The sequence below is a fragment of the Flavobacterium sp. J49 genome (assembly GCF_011742145.1).
GTDB lineage: Bacteria > Bacteroidota > Bacteroidia > Flavobacteriales > Flavobacteriaceae > Flavobacterium.
The window spans coordinates 152,399-173,470 of the sequence record NZ_JAAQQU010000104.1; the positions used below are offsets into that span (position 1 = coordinate 152,399).

Here is a 21,072-nt window from a genome sequence, read left to right on the forward strand (position 1 = left end):
AATTAGAAGCACTAAGTTTTAGTTGCGGTTAAACAAATATATAAAAAATACTACAAAAAATAATATGGGATGAGTAGAAAAAATTCAACTATTCTGTTGTCTCTGCTACAGGTGCTGATTGATAAAAGGATCTGCCCACTTTTCATTATTCAAAATATTTGGGTCAGTCAGTGTTCTTAAAAAAGCAACTAAGGCTTCTTTCTGTGCTTCGGTCAAATTGAGTTGTTGCGGACTTCCGTCAGGTCCTTTCAGGAAAGGAGACAAATTCGGGTGATTCTTGACGCCGCTATTGTAATGTTCGACTACTTGTTGGAGTGTTTGAAAACGTCCATCGTGCATGTATGGCGCACCTAATGCAATATTTTTTAAAGTTGGAATTTTAAAAGCTCCTCTTAAATTGTTGTTGGCCGGAAAAGTTTCAAATGCGCCTAAATCATTAGTTGAAACCAAATCAAGACCATTGTTTTTAGGTCCCGAATTGACACTCACAAAAGCTTCAGTCGCATGACAATTCACACAGCCTGCTCCTCCTTCAGCCACGGGTTTCAAGAAAAGTTCTTTGCCTAAATTTTCAGCTTCGGTAAAATTAGGAAACGGAGTCAGCCTTGTGGCCACTTGAGCTCTGCCATCATCATACCGACTTTGAGAACTCACAATACTTCTGATAAATTGCGACAAAGCTTTTGAGATTCTTTCGTGGGTAATATTTCCCGAACCGAAAGCGTTCAAAAACAAACTACTGTAAAATGGTCGCTCGGAAACTCTTTGGACAATTTCATTTTGGGTTAATCCCATTTCGTTGTGATCAAGTATTGGCTGCAAGACTTGTTCTTCCAAAGTGGCGGCTTTTTCATCCCAAAAAAATCGGCCTCTCAGATAATATTTTTGGTTAACCAAGGCAATTGAATGCCTTCTGGTTGGAACAAAATTGAATCCGAGACTGCGCACAGGCGAATCGGTAAAGGCCAAATTCTGGCGGTGACAACTGGCACAAGCTACCGTTTTATTTTGGCTTAAATTGACATCATAAAAAAGCACTCTGCCCAAAGTGGCGCCGGCATCGGTAACTGGATTATCATCAGGCGTATTGTCAATTCCGTTGACAGCACTGGCCAAAACACCACCGTCATTGGTGGTAAAATGAGTTGGCAAATTTAAGTCCGTGTAATTGTATGGCGTTTCCGGTAGCGAAATAATTGCTGCCGGTTCTGATATAGGAACATATTTACTGTCTTCCGAACATGAGGTACAGAAGACAAAAACCAACGCAATAACCGAAACTCTTATCATTCTTCGCTTTTTCTCTTTTCTTTTTCAGCAACTTTTCCGCCAACTACCGCGACGATTTCTCCTTTGGGTGGTTTGTCTTCAAAGTGTTGTAAAACCTCAGCGGCTGTACCGCGAATGGTTTCTTCGTGTAATTTTGACAATTCTCTGGAAACCGAAACCGGGCGGTCTGCCCCAAAATACAGTACAAATTCGGCTAAAGTTTTAACCAATTTGTGTGGTGACACATAAAAAATCATCGTTCGTGCTTCTTCGGCTAACGCCAAAAAACGGGTTTGTCTGCCTTTTTTTTCAGGTAAAAACCCTTCAAAAACAAATCTATCGTTGGGCAAGCCGCTATTGACCAAAGCCGGTACAAAAGCTGTTGCGCCGGGTAAGCAATCGACTTCAATATTATTTTCTACACAAGCACGTGTCAATAAAAATCCGGGATCGGAAATCGCCGGTGTTCCTGCATCGCTAATTAAAGCAATACTTTCTCCGGCTTGCAATCTTTTAATTAAATTGTCGACGGTTTTGTGTTCGTTATGCATGTGGTGACTGTGCATGTGCGTCGAAATCTCAAAATGCTTGAGGAGTTTTCCGCTCGTACGCGTGTCTTCGGCCAAAATCAAATCGACTTCTTTCAAAACTTTGATCGCTCTGAAAGTCATGTCTTCTAAGTTGCCGATAGGCGTGGGAACGATGTAAAGTTTGGCCATTTACTTGAATTTATTCTCCACAACCGTCATAAAACGTTCAATATAATCCTCTTTACCAACCCAATAATTATAGTCCGGAATTACCATTTCGTTTAAAAAAGTCTTGGCTTCTTCTAGGGTGTCGAACGTATTCAATTGCGAAATCACTCGGTTAAAATCTTCGTTGCTTTCGCCAAAAAGGTTATTTACAAAGGCCACTCGGTCATTCAATCCAATCTCAATGGTTTTGGAAGATGCCGTATTCAACGAGGCCGGTTTAGACGTGTTTTCTTCTTTAGCTTCTGAGGCGAAGAGCGAAACTTCATTAGGTTTTACAAAGATAGGATCTACATAATTTTCGCCCAACAAATCTTCCAATGCCACATGTTTGGTATCGGGTTTTACTTCTGAAGCCGTTTCTGCCGGTTCAATGTGCTCCGCCAGTTCGCTATCGCTCGGGTCTTCTTCCTCTTCATCATCCGCTAATTCAAAGATAGGTTTGAAAACCGGTTCTTCTTCGACAGTTTCCGGTTCGCTTTCACCTATAACTTCTTCCGCTTCTTCTTCCAAAACAGGTTCTGCTTCTTCTACCGTTTCTTCCGAGACGATATTCTCTTCCACTTCTTCGATTGCTTCTTCGGTAACCACCACTGCTTCTTCTTCCGTAGCTACAATTGCTTCCGGTTCCGCTTGTATTTCAACGGTTGGTTCATCAACCGGTTCATCAGCAGGTTTTACTTCGAATACAACTTCTTGTGGCGTTTCTTCCTCAAGATGTTGCTCTAATTTTTGTTCTAAAACCGTGGGTTCAACATCGTTTTTCACCAATTCAAAATTGTCTTGATAAAACTTTAAAACCGCTAGTGTTTCGTATAATTTTTGGGTTTCTTTATACAATTGATCAACTTCCGACTTGTTTTTCAGTTTCAAAATTCGGTGGGCAATGCTGATTAATTCGGACTCTAATCTTTTTTTCATGTGTTTTGAAATTATATGGAATACACTTGTATTTTCTGTTAATTTTCTTCCTTGTCATTTATTTAACCTTGGGAAGAAGTAACGTTAATTAAAATTTTTCTACATTTGAATCGACGTAAAAATAGAAATTTTTTACCTCGATTTGTTACCGTTACAAAGTAATAAAAACTATTCATTTTTAGCGCAAGAAAAATACAAAATGTTTCTCGAAAATACAGTAAATCATAAAGAACAGTTTGGTTGGATTGAAGTCATCTGCGGATCGATGTTTTCGGGTAAAACAGAAGAGCTTATTCGCCGATTGAAAAGGGCCCAATTTGCCAAACAAAAAGTCGAAATTTTCAAACCTTCCATCGACACGCGTTACGATGAGGAAATGGTCGTTTCCCATAATAAAAATGAAATCCGTTCCACTCCGGTTCCTGCGGCAGCCAACATTCGAATTTTGGCACAAGGCTGCGAAGTGGTTGGCATTGACGAAGCCCAGTTTTTTGATGATGAAATTATATCTGTTTGTAACGATTTAGCCAATTCAGGCATACGTGTTATCGTTGCCGGATTAGACATGGATTTTAAAGGCAATCCTTTCGGACCAATGCCGGCTTTAATGGCCACAGCCGAATATGTTACCAAAGTACACGCCGTTTGTACCAGAACGGGCAACCTAGCGCATTACAGTTTTCGAAAAAACGACAATGACAAACTGGTGATGCTCGGCGAAACCGAAGAATACGAACCTTTAAGTCGCGCCGCCTATTTCAATGCCATGCGTGAAAACATGATTGTTAAAGACGCCGAAAACCTATCTAAAGAAGAATAACCCCTTGACACTAACCCTACGAAATATCATTCCCATCATTAAGGCCAATTGGATCGGCCAAAATGATGTAGCCGTTATTGACGCGATTTCTATTGACAGCCGCTCGTTGCAAAATGGAGAAAATACTTTGTTTTTTGCGATATCCGGACCCAATAATGACGGCCACACTTATATTGAAGAACTGATAAGAAAAGGCGTAAAGCATTTTGTGGTAACGCACATTCCTTCAACTGTAACCGAGAAAGCAAATTTTTTGGTGGTTGAAAATACTTTAGAAGCGTTGCAAAAATTCGCTTCGTATTACCGAAGTTTATTTGACTTCCCAATCATCGGAATCACCGGAAGCAATGGCAAAACCATCATCAAAGAATGGTTGAATTTTCTATTAAGCCCGGATTACAACATCATTCGCAGTCCCAAAAGTTACAACTCGCAAGTAGGTGTTCCCCTGTCGATTTTAGGCATCAATGAAAAACACAATCTCGGAATTTTTGAAGCCGGAATTTCAAAGATGCATGAAATGGAGAAGCTCCAAAAAATCATTCGCCCTACAATTGGTATTTTGTCCAATATCGGTACGGCGCACGATGAAGGTTTTCCCAGCGTAGCCGAAAAAATAAAAGAGAAATTAAAACTTTTCACTTCGGTAAATGTTTTGATTTTAAACAAAAACAAAACGATTATTGCCTTTGTCAACCCAAAAATTAAAACCTTTAGCTGGTGTTCTGACGATAAGAGCGCGGATGTTTATATCACCAAGAAAAACATAGGTGATTTAACCGAGTTGCAAGTCACTTATAAAGAAGACACGTTCCCGATTATCATTCCGTTTCAGGACCAAGCCTCTATTGAGAATGCGATTCATTGCATGATGGTAATGTTGTATTTTGGCTATAACCAAAAAGTCATTCAAACGAGAATGGCACAATTGTATCCGGTGGAAATGCGCCTGAAAGTCAAAAACGGCATAAACAACTGTACAATTATCGATGACAGTTACAGTTCTGATTTTCAGTCATTGAAGATTGCTTTGGACTTTTTGGAACACCAAAAACAACACAAAAAGAAAACCATTATTCTCTCGGATATTTTCCAAAGCGGATTGAACAATGAAGAATTGTATTCGCAAGTTTCCCAATTGATTATTTCGAATAAAATTACTCGTGTAATTGGCATTGGTGAAACGATTTCGCAATATAAAAGCAAATTTATTAATGGTACTACTTTTAAAAACGTATCCGAATTTTCCAAGGCGTTTGACCAATTGAATTTTGAAAACGAAACCATACTCGTCAAAGGCGCGCGTGATTTTCACTTTGAAGAAATTGTCTCCATGCTCGAAGAGAAAACCCATGAAACCGTTTTGGAAATCAATCTCAACGCGGTGAGTCACAACCTGAATTTCTTCAAATCGAAATTGGCTCCCAAAACCAAAATGATGGTGATGGTCAAAGCTTTCGGCTATGGCAATGGCGGATTTGAAATTGCGAAATTATTGGAGCACCACAAAGTAGATTATCTGGGTGTGGCTTTCGCCGATGAAGGAATATCACTAAAAAGTGCCGGAATCTCGGTGCCGATTATGGTGATGAATCCTGAAACAACAAGTTTTTCGGCTATCATCCAACACCAATTGGAGCCCGAAATCTATTCGATTAAAGGGTTGAAAGCCTTTTTAAAAATTGCCGAGCAAAAGAAACTGAAAAACTTCCCGATTCATATCAAAATTGACACAGGCATGCACCGCTTAGGCTTTGAAGAAGAAAACTTAGCCGAATTGATTACGATTTTAAAAGGCAATGAAACGGTTCAAATTAAGAGTGTTTTATCCCACATGGCAACAAGCGATGATTTAAAACACAATGCTTTTGCCCAATCTCAAATTGCCTTGTTTGAAAAATTATCGGCTCAATTGCTGTCGGAACTTAAAATCAAACCGATTCGTCATATTTTAAACACTTCAGGAATCTCCAATTATCCCGAAGCACAGTATGACATGGTTCGTTTAGGCATAGGTTTGTATGGCATTTCCAACGATGAAGAAGAACAAAAGTACTTGGAAAATGTAGGTACTTTAAAATCGGTTATTTCTCAAATCAGAACCATTGACCCAGGGGAAAGTGTGGGTTACGGCAGAAGATTTATAGCAGAAAAACAAACTAAAATTGCCACGATTCCCATAGGTTACGCCGATGGCATTCGCAGAAGCTGGGGCAATGGGGTTGGTTATGTTATTATCAATGGAAAGCAAGCTAAAATTGTCGGCAGTATTTGTATGGACATGCTGATGGTTGATGTCACCAATATTGATTGTAAAGAAGGCAATGCTGTGGTTATTTTTGGTGAAAACCCATCCGTGAATCATATAGCCGGACAATTGAATACAATTCCGTATGAAATTTTGACCGGCATTTCCCAACGCGTCAAACGCGTCTTTTTCAGAGAATAGTTTTAAAATAATTCTGACTTAATAATTTTTTTAACTAATTTAGTGTCACTATAACCAATTAAAACAAATTAATTATGGGATTTTTTAGCGATTTCAAAGCGTCTTTAATGAAAGGCGATGTGTTGAGTTTAGCCACCGCGGTGGTTATTGGAGCTGCTTTCGGTAAGATTGTTGGTTCTGCAGTTGATGATGTCATCATGCCAATTGTAGGATTGCTAACCGGAGGAATTGATTTTACTACCAAGTTCATTACGCTTGACGGAAACACTTATGAAAATTTGGCCAAAGCCAAAGAAGCCGGTGCCGCTGTAATTACTTATGGTAATTTGGTTCAAGCCATCATCAACTTTATCATTATTTCGTTTTTCATATTTGTGATTTTGAGAGCGGCCGAAAAAGCCAGAAAAAAAGAAGAAGCTGCGGCTCCTGCACCGGCCGGACCAACTCAAGAAGAATTGCTTACTCAAATTAGAGATTTGCTTAAAAAGTAGTACCGCTACATTATATATTCTAACAACTCTAGGCGCAGCCGAACTGTATGGAGCGCCAGCGAAATAAAACCGCTTCCTAATTGAGGCGGTTTTTCTTTTTAGGAATAACTGCTTTTATAATTCGGTAATTTTTATAGTAAAAAAGAAAGCAGAAGTGGTTTTCTGATTACTTTTGTACTTCAAAATTTATTAAATCTAAATTACATTTATTATGAAAGTTGCTGTAGTAGGCGCAACCGGTATGGTTGGCGAAGTGATGCTTCAAGTATTGGCGGAAAGAAATTTTCCCGTAACCGAATTAATTCCCGTAGCTTCTGAGAAATCGGTGGGTAAGGAAATCGAATTTAAAGGTAAGAAGTACAAAGTGGTTGGTTTACAAACAGCAGTAGACATGAAAGCCGATATCGCTTTGTTTTCAGCAGGTGGACAAACCTCTTTAGATTGGGCTCCCAAATTTGCCGAAGCCGGAACTACCGTAATCGACAACTCATCGGCTTGGAGAATGGATCCAACTAAAAAATTAGTCGTTCCTGAAATCAACGCTTCTGAATTGACAGCAGCCGATAAAATCATCGCCAATCCAAACTGTTCTACCATTCAAATGGTCATGGTTTTGGCACCGTTGCATAAAAAATACAATATCAAACGCGTGGTGGTTTCCACTTACCAATCTATAACCGGAACCGGAGTGAAAGCGGTACAACAATTGGAAAATGAATACGCCGGCGTGCAAGGCGAAATGGCTTATAAATACCAAATTCACCGCAATGCGATTCCGCAATGTGATGTATTTGAAGAAAACGATTACACCAAAGAAGAAATGAAATTGGTGCGCGAAACCCAAAAAATCATCGGTGACAAATCAATCGCAGTTACCGCTACCGCCATAAGAATTCCGGTAGTTGGCGGACACAGCGAAGCGGTAAACGTAGAATTTTCTAATGATTTTGAGGTAAACGAAGTTAGAAATATTCTTCACCATACACCCGGTGTAACGGTTCAAGACAATACCGATACGTACACGTATCCGATGCCATTGTACGCGCAAGGTAAAGACGATGTGTTTGTGGGCAGAATTCGTCGTGACGAAAGTCAACCCAACTCTCTAAATATGTGGATTGTAGCCGATAACCTTAGAAAAGGCGCGGCAACCAACACAGTACAGATTGCTGAATATTTGGCAGCAAATAATTTAGTGTAATTTACACTTCACTATAATCCGTCCGGTTTTACAAATCCTAAAGTTTGTTAAAATCGGGCGGATTTTCTTTTTCAATGTTTTACATTTGCGTCGATGAAAAGAAAACTAGTTTTAACCAATGCGTTGATGGGATTGATGATATTGTTCGCAATATTATTTCAGTCGATACACTCTTTTGAGCATTTGGTAAAACAATTTTCTGAAAAACAATGTCAACACGTATACAACCATCACAAAACAGAAATCGGTCATGGTCATGACGGTTTAGAAAAGTGTTTTGTCTGCGAATTTGCCTTTAGTAGTTATACGCCAACACCCGTAAAGCCTTTTGAGTTCAGAAAAACAGAAGTGCTCACTGCCTATACTTTTTTCTATTCCAAAGAAATTACTCAGAAATTTAGAGGCTCACTCTTTGCACTTCGGGCGCCACCAAGTTTTATTGTATAGATAGCTTTTTCAAGACCAAAATTCCTTTGGTCCCTATTCATTTACAATAAAAATCATTCTTATGAAATCATTATATCTGATCCTAACGTTAGGATTATCTCTCGTTGCTTCGGCACAAAATAAAATCAGCGGAACGGTTTCCGACAAAAACAATAAACCATTGGCCAATGTGATTGTTTCTGTTCCCGAAATCCATAAAGAAACCATTACTAACGATAGTGGAAATTACAGTTTGGGCAATCTGCCAACCGGAAATTTTAAAATCGTTTTCTCCTTAGTGGGATTTGAAAGACAAACGGTTGCAGTCACTATTTCAAACCAAGAAATTACGCAAAACATTACTTTGACAGAAAGCATCACCCATATGGATGAAGTAATAGTTTCTACGGCTTTTAACAAATTGCAATCACAAAACGTGATGAAAGTAGAGCATCAAAACGTAAAAGCGATACAACAAAAAGGCGCTGCCACTTTAGTAGAAGGTTTGGCAACCATTCCGGGAGTTTCCCAAGTTTCAACCGGTACTTCTATCGGAAAACCGGTCATTCGTGGGTTGAGCGGGAATCGCGTTTTGGTGTATACCCAAGGCGTTCGCTTAGAAAACCAACAATTCGGTGAAGAGCACGGTTTGGGATTGAATGATGCCGGCGTGGAAAGTGTGGAAGTGATTAAAGGTCCGGCGTCCTTACTTTACGGCTCAGATGCATTAGGTGGTGTTTTGTATTTTAATCCGGAAAAATTTGCCAATGCCGGCGACCTTAAAGCTGATTTTGGACAAAGAGTTTTTTCCAACACCTTGGGAAGCAATACAACATTGGGACTAAAAACTTCGGGCGAACATTGGAAATTCTCAGCCCGCGGCAGCTACAATACGCATGCAGATTATCAAATTGCCGATGGCGACCGCGTTACCAATACCCGTTTCAACGAAACCGACATCAAAGCCGGTGTAGGCTATAGTAATTCGAATTTTTCGAGTGTATTGCGTTATAATTTCAACAAATTGAATTTAGGCATTCCGGAAGAAGGAATCGCAGAACAATCAACCAGCCGAGATATTTTGTATCCAAGACAAGGTGTTGACAATCACATTTTGAGTTTACACAACACGCTTTATTTTAAAAACTCAAAATTGGATGCCGATTTGGGTTATATTTTTAACGACCGAAGCGAATTTGAAGACAGCAACGTAGCCGTTTTACATATGGAACTGTCTACTTTTAATTATGATATAAAATATTACCTGCCAAAATTAGGTAAAATTGAAACCATCGTTGGTGTTCAAGGGATGAACCAAACCAATAGCAATTTTGGCGAAGAATTGTTAATTCCGAATGCGGTCACCAATGATTTTGGTGTTTTTGGAACGGCCAATTACGAATGGGGCAAAAATGTGATTCAGGCCGGATTGCGTTTTGACAACCGAAATGTCACTACCGAAAATCACGGCATTGTTGGCGAAGAAGGTTATTTTGAAGCCATTGACAAAAGTTTTGACAGTTTCAATGCGTCTTTGGGATACAAAACCGATTTGGCCAAAGATTTTACCCTGCGTTTGAATGTTGCTTCGGGTTTCCGTGCGCCGAATTTGGCCGAATTGACCTCGAATGGCGTGCATGAAGGCAGCAACCGCTACGAAATTGGGAATGCCAATTTAAAAAATGAGCAAAACGTACAAACCGATTTGAATTTGGAATACAAAAGCTCACACTTTGAACTGTTTGCGAACGGGTTTTACAATCACATTAATGATTACATCTTCATTTCCCCTAACGGCAACGTAATTGACGGCAATAATGTTTACGATTACGTTCAGGCCAATGCGCGATTGTATGGTGGAGAAGCCGGAATTCACTTCCATCCGCATCCTTTGGATTGGTTGCACTTGTACAGCAGTTTTGAAACCGTAATTGGTGAACAAGACAATGGTGACAACTTGCCCTTGATTCCTGCAAACAAATGGAATAACACTTTCCGTGGTGAATTTGAAGTCAAAAACTGGTGGAAAGAAGGTTTTGCCACAGTGAATATAGAAAGTGTTTTCGACCAAAATAATACCGGTGAATTTGAGACTAAAACCAATGATTATACTTTGGTGAACTTGAGCTTGGGTGGAAAAATAGTGTTCAACAAAACGGTTTTCAATTTGAATTTAAATGCCAATAATGTTTTTGACAAGACTTATGTTTCACACCTTTCAAGATTAAAAGCCGACGGCATTCCGAATATGGGTCGGAATATTGTTTTAGGCATTAATTTTATGATATAAAAAAAGCGGCTCAGGCCGCTTTTTATTTTAAAATCTATTGTCTCCGTCAATCATTCGGCCCAAACCGCCGAGCAGACTTCCCTCTTCTCTTCCGCTACCACCACTTTTGGGAGCTGAAGCAATAATTCTGTCGGCCAAGCGGCTGAAAGGCAATGATTGTACGTAGACCGTTCCCGGACCGCGAAGGGTGGCGTAAAACAACCCTTCTCCGCCAAACAACGAATTTTTAATTCCGCCAATAAACTCAATATCATAATCAACCTCTTTGGTAAAACCAACGATACAACCGGTATCTACTTTTAAGATTTCTCCGGAAGCCAATTCTTTCTTGGCCAAGGTTCCGCCACTGTGAACGAAAGCCATGCCATCGCCTTCTATTTTTTGCATGATAAAACCTTCACCGCCGAAAAGCCCTCTCCCTAATTTTTTTGAAAATTCAATGCCTACGGCAACACCTTTGGCCGCACAAAGGAAAGAATCTTTTTGACAAATAAATTTACCTCCAAATTGGGTCAAATCAATTGGAACAATTTTTCCGGGATAGGGAGATGCAAAACATGCTTTGCTTTTGGTACTATTCTGGTTGATGTAGGCTGTCATAAAGAGACTTTCTCCGGTTAATACTCTTTTCCCGGCCGACAATAATTTGTCGAATATGCCGGATTGTTGTTGGGAACCATCACCAAAAATAGTTTCCATTTTGATGCCATTGTCCATCATCATAAAACTTCCGGCTTCAGCTATTACAATTTCCTGCGGGTCGAGTTCAATTTCTACATATTGCATTTCTTCACCATAAATATGGTAGTCAATTTCATGAGCTTGCATAGGTTTATTTTTTAGTTATACCCATTAGTAAAATTATTTTAAAAATGTTACATCCATCGATTAAAACTCAAAGAATATTAATAAATACAGATAATGTGTTAATAATTTGGGTTTTTTAACGCTATAATTATAAAATTTTAATGTTATTTTTACCATATCACTAATCCAAAACTGTCTACTTATGAATTCAATGTTTACTAAAATTGTTCGAATAGCTTTAGGATTGGCTCTGGTTGTTTTTGGAGCCAATAAATTGTTTCATTTTCTACCTATGGAAGCTCCAACCGGTTCTGCCGGCGACTTCATGAATTCTTTAGGCGCAACTGGCTACATTTTTCCGGTATTAGGGGTTTTGGAAGTAATCATTGGAGGAATGTTATTGGTCAAAAAATGGGTTGCTTTTGCCTTGATATTATTGGCACCGATATCCATAAATATTTTACTGTTTCATTTATTTTTAGGAATTTCAGGATTACCGGTTGCCATCGTTATTTTACTTTTCAATACCATTTTAATTTACAAGCATTGGCAACAATACAAACCGCTTTTTTACTAAAGGATTTTGAATATATAACGAAAAAGCCGTCCCGATAATCGAGACGGCTTTTTTAATATTCTATTTTACCAATGTGTCGCATGTTGCGCATGATTCGGTCTTTTCTTCGTTCGATATAACCGGAAGAGTTCGAGGCTTTGTATTTTCTTGGATTAGGCAATATCGCTGCTATCCCAGCGGCTTCTCTTTTGGTAAGATTGGCTGCCGAAGTACGGTACCAAACTCGAGCTGCTTCTTGGGCACCATAAACACCATTTCCCATTTCGATGCTGTTGAGGTATACTTCCATGATGCGCTCTTTACCCCAAATAAGTTCAATTAAAACAGTGAAATACGCTTCCAATCCTTTGCGCAAATAACTGCGCCCTTGCCAAAGGAAAACATTTTTAGCGGTTTGTTGAGAAATGGTACTGCCACCTTTTAGTCTTTTCCCTTTTTGGTTATTCTTAAAAGCTTTTTGCATCGCTGCAAAATCAAAACCATTGTGCTTCAAAAAATTACCATCCTCGCTGGCGATTACGGCTTTTTGAAGATTGGAAGAAATCTCCTCCAACGGTACCCAATCGTGGCTGAGCACAGCATCATTGCCGTCGATTTTATTTTCTATAGCGCGTGTAATCATCAATGGAGTAATGGGTATTGGCACCCATTTAAAAACAATTACGGTTAGGATGGAAAGTCCCAAGAACCAAAGCATGGCTTTTTTAAGCCACCCAAAAATCTTTTTTATCATATTACTTGACTAAATCTGCTAATTCCTGACCTATTAAACTACCAATGGCGACGCCCATTCCTCCTAATCTCACACCACAATAGACATTCTCGGACAACTGGTCTACAATTGGTCTTTTGCTCGAGCCTAATCCCATGATGCCGCTCCAACGGTGAGCGATTTTGAAATCGGTATCGGGTAAAATTACTTCTTTTAGTAATTCCTCCAAACGATTTTGGATTAAATCAGTTTGTGTTAAATCCGTAGTGGTTTCTCCTTCGAAATCTAAATTTCGGCCACCACCAAAAAGTATTCTGTCATCAATATTTCTGAAATAATAATACCCTTTATCCAAATGAAAAGTTCCTTTGATATCTAAATCAGGGATTGGTTCAGTAATTAAGACTTGGGCTCTGGCGGGTTTCACTTGGTGATTGGTTAACGCTCCGGCAAAACCATTGGTTGCAAAAAGCAATTTTTTGGCCCTAAAACTAAAATCCCCAAGCGCAATTTCCACCTGATTATTTTGTTCCTGAAATGAAGTCACTTCAACTTGATTTAGAACCATAATGTTATTCGCGATTGCTTTTTGCAATAAAGTGTGCATCATTTTTCCTGTATCAATTTGGGCTTCGTAGGGATTAAAAATCAGATATTCTTGTATGCCTTTAAAATCAAAACGGTCGACTTCTTTGGCAAAAACATCGGTTCTAAATATCGGTTTTAGAATTTCGTTGACAAAAGGCAACTTTTGCAAACACTCACTATAACTACTTTCATCGGTTTTAAGGAACAATTCATAGCCGCCAAAGGGCTTGAAATCAATAGCAGCATCACCCAGGTTTTTTCGCAGCAATTGCAAACCATTCCAACGCTTTTGGATCAACTGAATGACCTCTTCTTCGCTATGTGATTTTAAATCGTCTAAAATCTCAGACAAACTGCCAAAACAAGCAAAACCGGCATTCTTAGTACTGGCGCCTTGGGGCAAAATGCCTCTCTCCAAAACCAATATTTTATGCTCGGGAAATCTTTCACGCAAAGCCAGAGCACAGTGCAAACCAACGATTCCACTACCTACGATAGTGAAGTCGATATTGGTAAACCAATTTTTAAGTTCCCAGTAACTGAAATGCATCCTTAATTTTTTTTTAAAATTACTTTTTTTCGCCATTGCTCAACCTTCTCGAACATAGTTTTTTCGAATTTAATATCATTTTAATTAATTTGTTTGTTTTTCATCAGCAACATTGCTTGTAGTTTATCGATTTGTTAAGATTTTTAGCGTTTTAGTTGTTGTACTGTGAAAAATAATTTTACTTTTGAAATGATTATTTAACCAAATTCAATCATTTATGAAGTACAAATTACTTACCATTGCTATATTGACAATCAGCAGTGTAGCTTTTTCTCAAACGGGAAATGCACTATGGAACTCAACCACCAAGAAAAGTGACATGATACCGTTGGAAAGCGGAATGGTACTGCCGGAAAACCATCTTTTAACCTTAAATCTGGACGATCTGAAAAATGTTTTGGCCAATGCTCCTCAACGATTCGCAAGTGTAAAAAGCGCCGGAGTTACCATTTCTATTCCAAATGAAAATGGCGTTTTGGAGAGATTTATAGTGTACCAAAATTCGGTTCTAGACCCAGCTTTAGCGGCTCGTTATCCCGAAATCAAATCTTACATTGGTATAGGAATTGACAATCCTACATCGACCTCCTATTTCAGCGTTTCTCCGCTTGGATTCAAAGCGATGACTTTAAACGCAGACAAAGCTGCAGTATTCATTGAACCAATCTCTCAAGATTTAACAACATACACTGTCTATAGAAAAGCAGATAAAAAGAAGTCTTTGAGTACTTTTGAATGTTCTGTAGTTGATAATGTAGCCCCACAAATTGACGGTACAAATTTAAGACCCAATGCGGACGACTCCACTTTGAGAACGTTTCGTTTGGCCATGTCTTGTACCGGAGAATACGGCACATACTTTGGCGGCACTAAAGCTTTGGCTTTGGCAGCCATCAACAACTCTATCACCAGATGTAATGGGGTTTTTGAAAAAGATTTTGGCGTAAGAATGGTGATTATTGCCAATACTGATTTGGTAATTTATACCAATGCCTCAACCGATCCTTACTCAGCATCTTCAAGTATGTCTAATTGGAATAACCAATTGCAAACCACTTTAACCAATATAATCGGTGAAGCCAACTACGATGTAGGCCATTTATTTGGTGCTACCGGTGGTGGTGGAAATGCGGGTTGTATCGGATGTGTTTGCGTAAATGGTTCTAAAGGTCGCGGATATACCTCGCCTGCAGACGGAATTCCTTACGGAGACAATTTTGATATCGATTATGTGGCCCACGAATTGGGTCACCAATTTGGAGCCAACCACACTTTCTCAATGAGTAATGAAGGTACAGGAGCCAATATGGAACCGGGCAGTGGCTCGACCATTATGGGCTATGCCGGAATTACGGCTCAAGACGTACAACCACATTCTGATGCTTATTTTCACGCGATCAGTATCCAACAAGTTACCAATAATATCAAAGGAAAAACTTGTCAAACCAACACTGCTACAGGAAATGCTGTACCAACAGCCAATGCCGGTTTAGATTATACTATCCCTAAAAGCACGCCATTCATGCTAACCGGTTCAGGAAGCGATGCTAATGGAGATGCTTTGACCTACAACTGGGAACAATTTGACAATGCAGCGAGTACCGCTACCGGAACCAGTTCAGCAGCAAGCGCTACCAGAACCAGTGGACCAACATTCCGCTCTTACAATTCCTCAACCTCTCCGGTTAGGTATTTCCCAAGAATTCAATCGGTTTTAACCGGCGCCACAACCACGGCAGGATCTGAAATCACTGTAGAAGCTTTACCTTCAGTAGCCAGAACCATGAACTTCAGGTTGACCGTTCGTGACAACAGAGCCGGTGGTTCTGCTAATAATAGTGACGACATGATTGTTACCGTTAACGCTACGGCCGGACCATTTACCGTAAGTGCTCCTAACACCGCTGTTACGTATGCGGGTAACAGCACACAAACAGTGACTTGGAATGTGGCAGGAACTACTGCGAATAATGTGAATTGTGCCAATGTAGACATCCTATTGTCAACTGACGGAGGATTTACTTATCCCATAACTTTATTGGCTGCTACACCTAATGACGGAACACAAGCGGTTACTATTCCAAATCTAGCCGGAACAACCAATCGTATCATGGTAAAAGGAACCAATCATATTTTCTTTGATGTATCTAATACTAACTTTACCATTACCAATTCGGCTCCGGATACTACCGCACCTACCGCTGCTACTTTAAGTGCTTCAGGAACTACCACCAACTCAACCAACTTATCTTGGTCGGGTGCCACAGACAACATTGGCGTAACAGGTTATGATGTATACCAAGACGGTGTTTTCAGAGCTTCTACCGCAGCCACTGCTTTTGCAGCGACAGGATTAGCATCTTCTACGGCATATAGCTTCTATGTGATTGCCAAAGACGCTGCAGGCAATGTTTCTCCGGCTAGTAATACCGTAAATGTAACCACACTTACCCCTGATACCACTGCGCCAACGGCACCCACTTTGAACGCTTCAGGAACTACTTCTAATTCAACTAATTTATCATGGTCAGGAGCTACAGATAATATTGCTGTAACAGGGTATGATGTATACAGAAATGGTTCTTTCTTAGCGTCGACAGTATCAACTACTTATGGAGCAACAGGCTTAACGGCTTCAACGGCTTATACTTTCTATGTAATTGCTAAAGATGCCGCAGGCAATGCTTCTACGGCCAGTAACACCGTGAATGTAAACACACTTACGCCATCAGTTACTTATTGTACTTCAAGAGGAAATAACACTACCGATGAATACATCAACAGAGTACAATTGGGCACCATCAACAACCTATCAGGCAACAACGGCGGATATGGCAACTTTACTTCCCTTTCTACTAATTTAGTTCGCGGGACCGCAAATACAGTCACCATTACTCCGGCTTGGACAGGAACAGTTTACAGCGAAGCTTACCGAGTATGGATTGATTACAACCAAGATGGAGATTTTCTTGATTCCGGAGAACAAGTGTTCAACCGAGCTAAAACCAAAAGCACCCCTATTTCAGGAAGCTTTACCGTTCCGGCTACTGCTTTGTTAGGTCAAACCAGAATGCGTGTTTCTATGAAGTACAATGCCTCGCCAACCTCTTGTGAAACTTTTGCAGATGGTGAAGTAGAAGACTACACGGTAAACATCACAGCAACGGCTCGTTTGGAAGACAACACCGCCAGAGTTGTTTTCAACTTGTATCCAAACCCGGTAAAAGGAGATATTTTAAACATTGACAATCTTGACACTGATGCCTCGTTTAGAATTTTCAACATGATGGGACAAGAATTAGGGAAAGGCAAAATCGAAAACAACAGTGTATTCGTAGGCTCGTTAAAAGCCGGAACTTACTTGATCGAAATAAGCAACGGAACTTCAACCACTACCAAACGTTTTATTAAGGAATAAAGCCAAAAGTAATCAGGCATTAGCCAATAGTTTAAAAGCCACTCTTAAAGGAGTGGCTTTTTTTATGGATTATTTTAGAAGCGAAAGGTTTGGGTGTTCTTGGCATCGATATTCCCGCTTTTCATTACAATCTTATTGTATTTTCCTTCCGCTTTGCTACAGGATAATCCAAAAGGATTTCCATTACAATCGGGGCTGGTTAGGATATGTCTTTTATAAAAAAAGAATTTTAACAACCTATTTTCTCCAAAATCTGTAATCTTAATAATGTAGGCAAAAAGACATCTCTTAACTAGAGAAAATCTTTTGGTTGCTCTATATTCTGATTTCCAAAATAAATAAGCACAACTATATCATAAATAATTCCGCTTTCCTATTCAGGCTAAGATTATTTCCAATACTTTTGGAGCCAATTTATTAAAAAACAAAAATTAAATTATGAAAACATTCAAAAAAGCAGCTATGCTGATTGTATTGGCAATTGCCGGTGCTATTTCTTTTAACTGTAGTTCTGATAGCAACAGCAGTGCCTCTACAAACTTTTACTTAAAATGTAAGGTAAACGGAACCTGGGTAGAATTTGCCGATCCGATGGTTATCAATTCTTTGGCCAAATCAATCACAGGAAACAATGCCGATAACGGTAAGGTGGTAACATTATTTACGCCTTTAAATGTTGCTACAGGCACGTTCACAATTACTGATGAGCCTTCTAATGTTAATTCTTATGCAGGAAGTTTCAGTGATTTTAACGAAGAAGTTTACACCGATAACGAAACAGGAACAATGGTTATTACAGAAGTTAATGCAAACGTTATTAAAGGCACTTTTTCTTTTACAGGAGATGATGGAAACGGAGGCACCATTACAGTCACAGAAGGAAGCTTTAGAGCTGAAAATATAGAATAAGTATTTTATCCTGCAAAAGCATAAAACAAAAACCCCGAACATTGCTGTTCGGGGTTTTTATATTTTAGGAGTAAATAATTACTTCACTATCAAGAATTCTGAACGTCTGTTTTGAGCGTGTTGCTCTTCAGTACAGTCTTTACCGCAATCCACTTTAGGCTCTAACTCACCCATTCCTTTAGCAGAAATTCTGCTGGCATCAATGCCTTTAGAAATGATGTATTGCGCCGTTGATTTGGCTCTTCTTTCAGACAATCTTTGGTTGTAACGGTCAGTTCCTCGGTTATCAGTATGTGATTTAGCCAAAATAACTAACTTGTCATTGTTCTTCATCACCTGAACCAATTTGTCTAACTCAAAAGCACCTTCCTGAGTGATGTTGCTTTTGTCGTATTCAAAGAAAATTGGTTTTAAGATAATTTCTGTTGGTGTTACAATCACGTCTATTGGTTGTAATGCAGCATCCACTTTAGCTGTTGGTCCTTTGCTTGGTGTAACGGCAAAAGTATTACCTTCATAACCGTCTTTAGAAGCTTGTACTACATAAGGTTTGTCACACTCTACTCTGTATTTTACTTCACCTCTGGCATTAGACATTTCAGTAGCAATTACGTTTTTCTTATCATCCAAGATAGCCACGTTAGCATTCGCTAAAATAGCGCCCGTTTTAGCATCGGTAACCACAATAGTTACATCAACCCCACAAATCGGGCTTACTACTAAGATATCGTCATTGCCACCACGGTTACTGGACAGGAAACCAACATTTTTAGTCCCGTTGAAAGAGAAAGCAAAATCGTCTTTTTCTGTATTAACCGGTTTTCCTAAGTTAGTAGCTTCAGCACCGCTTGATAAGTCAGCCTGATAAACATCATAACCACCTAAACCTTGTTTTCCGGCTGAAGCGAAGTACAATGTTTTGTTATCATCAGCTATGAAAGGAAAACTTTCGTTGCCTTCAGTATTTATTTTACTGCCTAAGTTTTGAGGTTCACCATAAGTACCATCCTCATTTATGGCAACTTTCCAAATATCAACACCTCCTAAACTTCCTGGTCTGTTAGAAGAGAAGTATAAAGTTTTACCGTCTCTACTCAGAGAAGGGTTACTGTTTGAATAGGTTTTGTCATTAAAAGGCAAAGCGGTAAGCTCTCCCCAAGTGTCACCACTTTTAGTAGCTTTAAACAAATATACCTGACTGAAACGGGCATTGTTCTTTTTATCCTTTTCGTAGTCTTTCTCTTTGTAGCTTTCGCTGGCAAAATAAGCTGTATTTCCATCAGCACTTATAGTCACCGGACCATCGTGCCATTTAGAATTTAAAGAGGCAACAACACCTGCGTTAGTAATCGTCCCATCCGAATTGTAATCGGCTTTGTAAATGTCTAAGAAAGGCTCTTCTGTCCAACCATAAGTTTTACGGGCACCGTTACGGGCGCTGGCAAAATACAAACTGTTGTCATAAAGCACTGCACCAAAATCAGATTTATCACTACTAATGTCAGAAGGGTTAACATTATACAATTTCGTTTTGTCTAATAATCTAGGAACGTAATTAGGGTTTTCTTTGAAAGCTTTGGCACGTTGATCGTTTGGTGCAGCAGCGGCAAATTTTTGCATTTGCTTGTTGGCTTCTTCATATTTACCATTGGCTTTTAACATCTGAGCATAACGATAGTAAGTCTCCGCATCCTGATCAGTTTCAGTTGCTTTGGCGTACCATTTTACAGCTTCTGTAGAGTTAAACATGTTGTAATAAGTATCGGCCAATTGCTTATACACATAAGCATCTCCTTTATCGTTCTCAACAAGTTTCAGATAAGTTTTGGCTGCATCGACATATTCGTATCGAGCGAATAATTTATCGGCAGCTTTGGTATCTTTATTTTGTGCCGAAAGAGTAAAACTAAAGGCTACAAAACTTAAGGCTATATATAGATTTTTCATTTTTTAGGTTTCTTTATAGGTTAGAAATATCTTGGTGAACGTGATACTTTTTTCGGGAAGTTCAAATCGAACAATAACATTACCTCGTGTGAAGATGGTGTTACTGTATTCAAATCTGAAACGATGTGGTCGTAAGCATATCCCACTCTTAAGCTAGGTGTGATTACAAAGTTAACCATCGCCCCGAAAGAGTCTTCTACTCTATAGGTTGCTCCTAATTCTAACTTATCATAAAGCATAAAATTGGTCGATACATCAAAAGATGTTGGTGCATTCAACGATGATTTAATCATCGCGAAAGGTTTAAATTTCAAGTTCGGATTAATGTCGAAAACATAACCTCCGGTCAAGAAATAGTGCATTACATCGGTTCCGTATTCTCTTCCGTCAAAATCTAAATATTTAGACTTTAACATATTCGGCACAGAGAAAGCAACATAGTACTTGTCCGTATAATAGAAAACCCCTGAACCAACATTTAAGAAGGTATTGTTAGGATTTCCGGCACTAAATGGATCTTGCGGAACCGGTTGTGGTAAGGTTTCGAAAATATAGTTAAAATCGATTTTGTGCATGGTGAGACCGGCTTTTAAACCAAAAGCCAATCTCTTTTCACCTCCTAAGTTTAAGGTATAGGAGAAGTCTGCATAGAAGTTGTTTTCTTCTACAGGACCGATTTTATCTGATATAACAGAGAGACCTAATCCAACGTTTCTACCAACAGGGCTGTGTATAAAAAACGTTCCTGTAGTCGGAGCATCTTCAATTTCAACCCATTGCTTACGATAAAGTAAACCGCCTGAAACAGCTTCTTTAGACCCTGCGTAGGCCGGATTCATAACACTCATATTGTACATATATTGAGTGTAATGAGGATCTTGCTGTGCTCTTAACTCTGTTACTGCTAAAGCTAATACTGCAATGAAATATAGTTTCTTCATT

17 protein-coding genes are annotated in these 21,072 nt (G+C 39.3%); 9 read left to right on the top strand and 8 right to left on the bottom strand.

Annotated elements, in window-relative coordinates; translation table 11 throughout:
- Positions 1–105: 105 nt before the first annotated feature.
- From HA632_RS07235 to HA632_RS07245, 3 genes are read right to left on the bottom strand one after another with little or no spacing between them, the layout of a single operon-like run.
- On the bottom strand, positions 106–1,290 hold the full coding sequence (locus HA632_RS07235) for a cytochrome-c peroxidase (protein ID WP_176306523.1): 1,185 nt from the start codon (positions 1,288–1,290) through the stop codon (positions 106–108).
- Entirely contained in the window at positions 1,287–1,988 is a 702-nt protein-coding gene (gene rsmI / locus HA632_RS07240; protein WP_176306524.1) for a 16S rRNA (cytidine(1402)-2'-O)-methyltransferase, read from the bottom strand. Before rsmI ends, HA632_RS07235 begins: the two co-directional genes overlap by 4 nt.
- Positions 1,989–2,945: a hypothetical protein gene (locus HA632_RS07245; protein ID WP_176306525.1), complete on the bottom strand. Its 957-nt coding sequence runs from the start codon at positions 2,943–2,945 to the stop codon at positions 1,989–1,991. It abuts the gene before it with no gap.
- A gap of 199 nt (positions 2,946–3,144) precedes the next feature.
- Between HA632_RS07245 and HA632_RS07250 the strand changes: the two genes are divergently transcribed.
- From HA632_RS07250 to HA632_RS07275, 6 genes are all read left to right on the top strand, one after another.
- Positions 3,145–3,765, top strand: a complete 621-nt coding sequence (locus HA632_RS07250; RefSeq protein WP_176306526.1) for a thymidine kinase — start codon at positions 3,145–3,147, stop codon at positions 3,763–3,765.
- 4 nt (positions 3,766–3,769) lie between these two features.
- Positions 3,770–6,214, top strand: a complete 2,445-nt coding sequence (locus HA632_RS07255) for a bifunctional UDP-N-acetylmuramoyl-tripeptide:D-alanyl-D-alanine ligase/alanine racemase (protein ID WP_176306527.1) — start codon at positions 3,770–3,772, stop codon at positions 6,212–6,214.
- Positions 6,215–6,288: 74 nt separating this feature from the next.
- Positions 6,289–6,705, top strand: a complete 417-nt coding sequence (gene mscL / locus HA632_RS07260; protein ID WP_176306528.1) for a large conductance mechanosensitive channel protein MscL — start codon at positions 6,289–6,291, stop codon at positions 6,703–6,705.
- A 211-nt stretch (positions 6,706–6,916) separates the two neighbouring features.
- Positions 6,917–7,906 carry an aspartate-semialdehyde dehydrogenase gene (locus HA632_RS07265; protein WP_176306529.1) on the top strand — a complete coding sequence of 330 codons (990 nt, stop codon included), beginning with the start codon at positions 6,917–6,919 and terminating at the stop codon, positions 7,904–7,906.
- Positions 7,907–7,999: 93 nt separating this feature from the next.
- A complete protein-coding gene (locus tag HA632_RS07270; protein ID WP_176306530.1) occupies positions 8,000–8,353 on the top strand; it encodes a hypothetical protein in 354 nt (117 codons plus the stop codon).
- 61 nt (positions 8,354–8,414) lie between these two features.
- Positions 8,415–10,622, top strand: coding sequence for a TonB-dependent receptor (locus HA632_RS07275; RefSeq protein WP_176306531.1), 2,208 nt, complete (start codon positions 8,415–8,417; stop codon positions 10,620–10,622).
- Positions 10,623–10,649: 27 nt separating this feature from the next.
- Here the strand turns inward: HA632_RS07275 and HA632_RS07280 are convergent, their stop codons facing one another.
- Positions 10,650–11,450 (bottom strand): TIGR00266 family protein, encoded by an 801-nt coding sequence (locus tag HA632_RS07280; RefSeq protein WP_176306532.1) that lies wholly within the window; start codon positions 11,448–11,450, stop codon positions 10,650–10,652.
- A gap of 181 nt (positions 11,451–11,631) precedes the next feature.
- Between HA632_RS07280 and HA632_RS07285 the strand changes: the two genes are divergently transcribed.
- Positions 11,632–12,006, top strand: coding sequence for a DoxX protein (locus HA632_RS07285; protein ID WP_176306533.1), 375 nt, complete (start codon positions 11,632–11,634; stop codon positions 12,004–12,006).
- A gap of 52 nt (positions 12,007–12,058) precedes the next feature.
- Here the strand turns inward: HA632_RS07285 and mtgA are convergent, their stop codons facing one another.
- Together mtgA and HA632_RS07295 are read right to left on the bottom strand one after the other, a co-directional pair.
- A complete protein-coding gene (mtgA, locus tag HA632_RS07290) occupies positions 12,059–12,739 on the bottom strand; it encodes a monofunctional biosynthetic peptidoglycan transglycosylase (RefSeq protein WP_176306534.1) in 681 nt (226 codons plus the stop codon).
- A 1-nt stretch (position 12,740) separates the two neighbouring features.
- Positions 12,741–13,856: an FAD-binding oxidoreductase gene (locus tag HA632_RS07295; RefSeq protein ID WP_176306535.1), complete on the bottom strand. Its 1,116-nt coding sequence runs from the start codon at positions 13,854–13,856 to the stop codon at positions 12,741–12,743.
- Positions 13,857–14,073: 217 nt separating this feature from the next.
- Between HA632_RS07295 and HA632_RS07300 the strand changes: the two genes are divergently transcribed.
- Together HA632_RS07300 and HA632_RS07305 are read left to right on the top strand one after the other, a co-directional pair.
- On the top strand, positions 14,074–17,274 hold the full coding sequence (locus HA632_RS07300; protein WP_176306536.1) for a reprolysin-like metallopeptidase: 3,201 nt from the start codon (positions 14,074–14,076) through the stop codon (positions 17,272–17,274).
- A 438-nt stretch (positions 17,275–17,712) separates the two neighbouring features.
- Positions 17,713–18,183: a DUF6252 family protein gene (locus HA632_RS07305; protein WP_176306537.1), complete on the top strand. Its 471-nt coding sequence runs from the start codon at positions 17,713–17,715 to the stop codon at positions 18,181–18,183.
- Positions 18,184–18,261: 78 nt separating this feature from the next.
- Here HA632_RS07305 and HA632_RS07310 read toward each other — a convergent pair whose 3' ends face one another.
- Together HA632_RS07310 and HA632_RS07315 are read right to left on the bottom strand one after the other, a co-directional pair.
- Complete coding sequence (locus HA632_RS07310; protein ID WP_176306538.1) at positions 18,262–20,130, bottom strand: OmpA family protein; 1,869 nt, start codon at positions 20,128–20,130, stop codon at positions 18,262–18,264.
- 20 nt (positions 20,131–20,150) lie between these two features.
- Complete coding sequence (locus HA632_RS07315; protein ID WP_176306539.1) at positions 20,151–21,071, bottom strand: type IX secretion system membrane protein PorP/SprF; 921 nt, start codon at positions 21,069–21,071, stop codon at positions 20,151–20,153.
- Position 21,072: the final 1 nt, after the last annotated feature.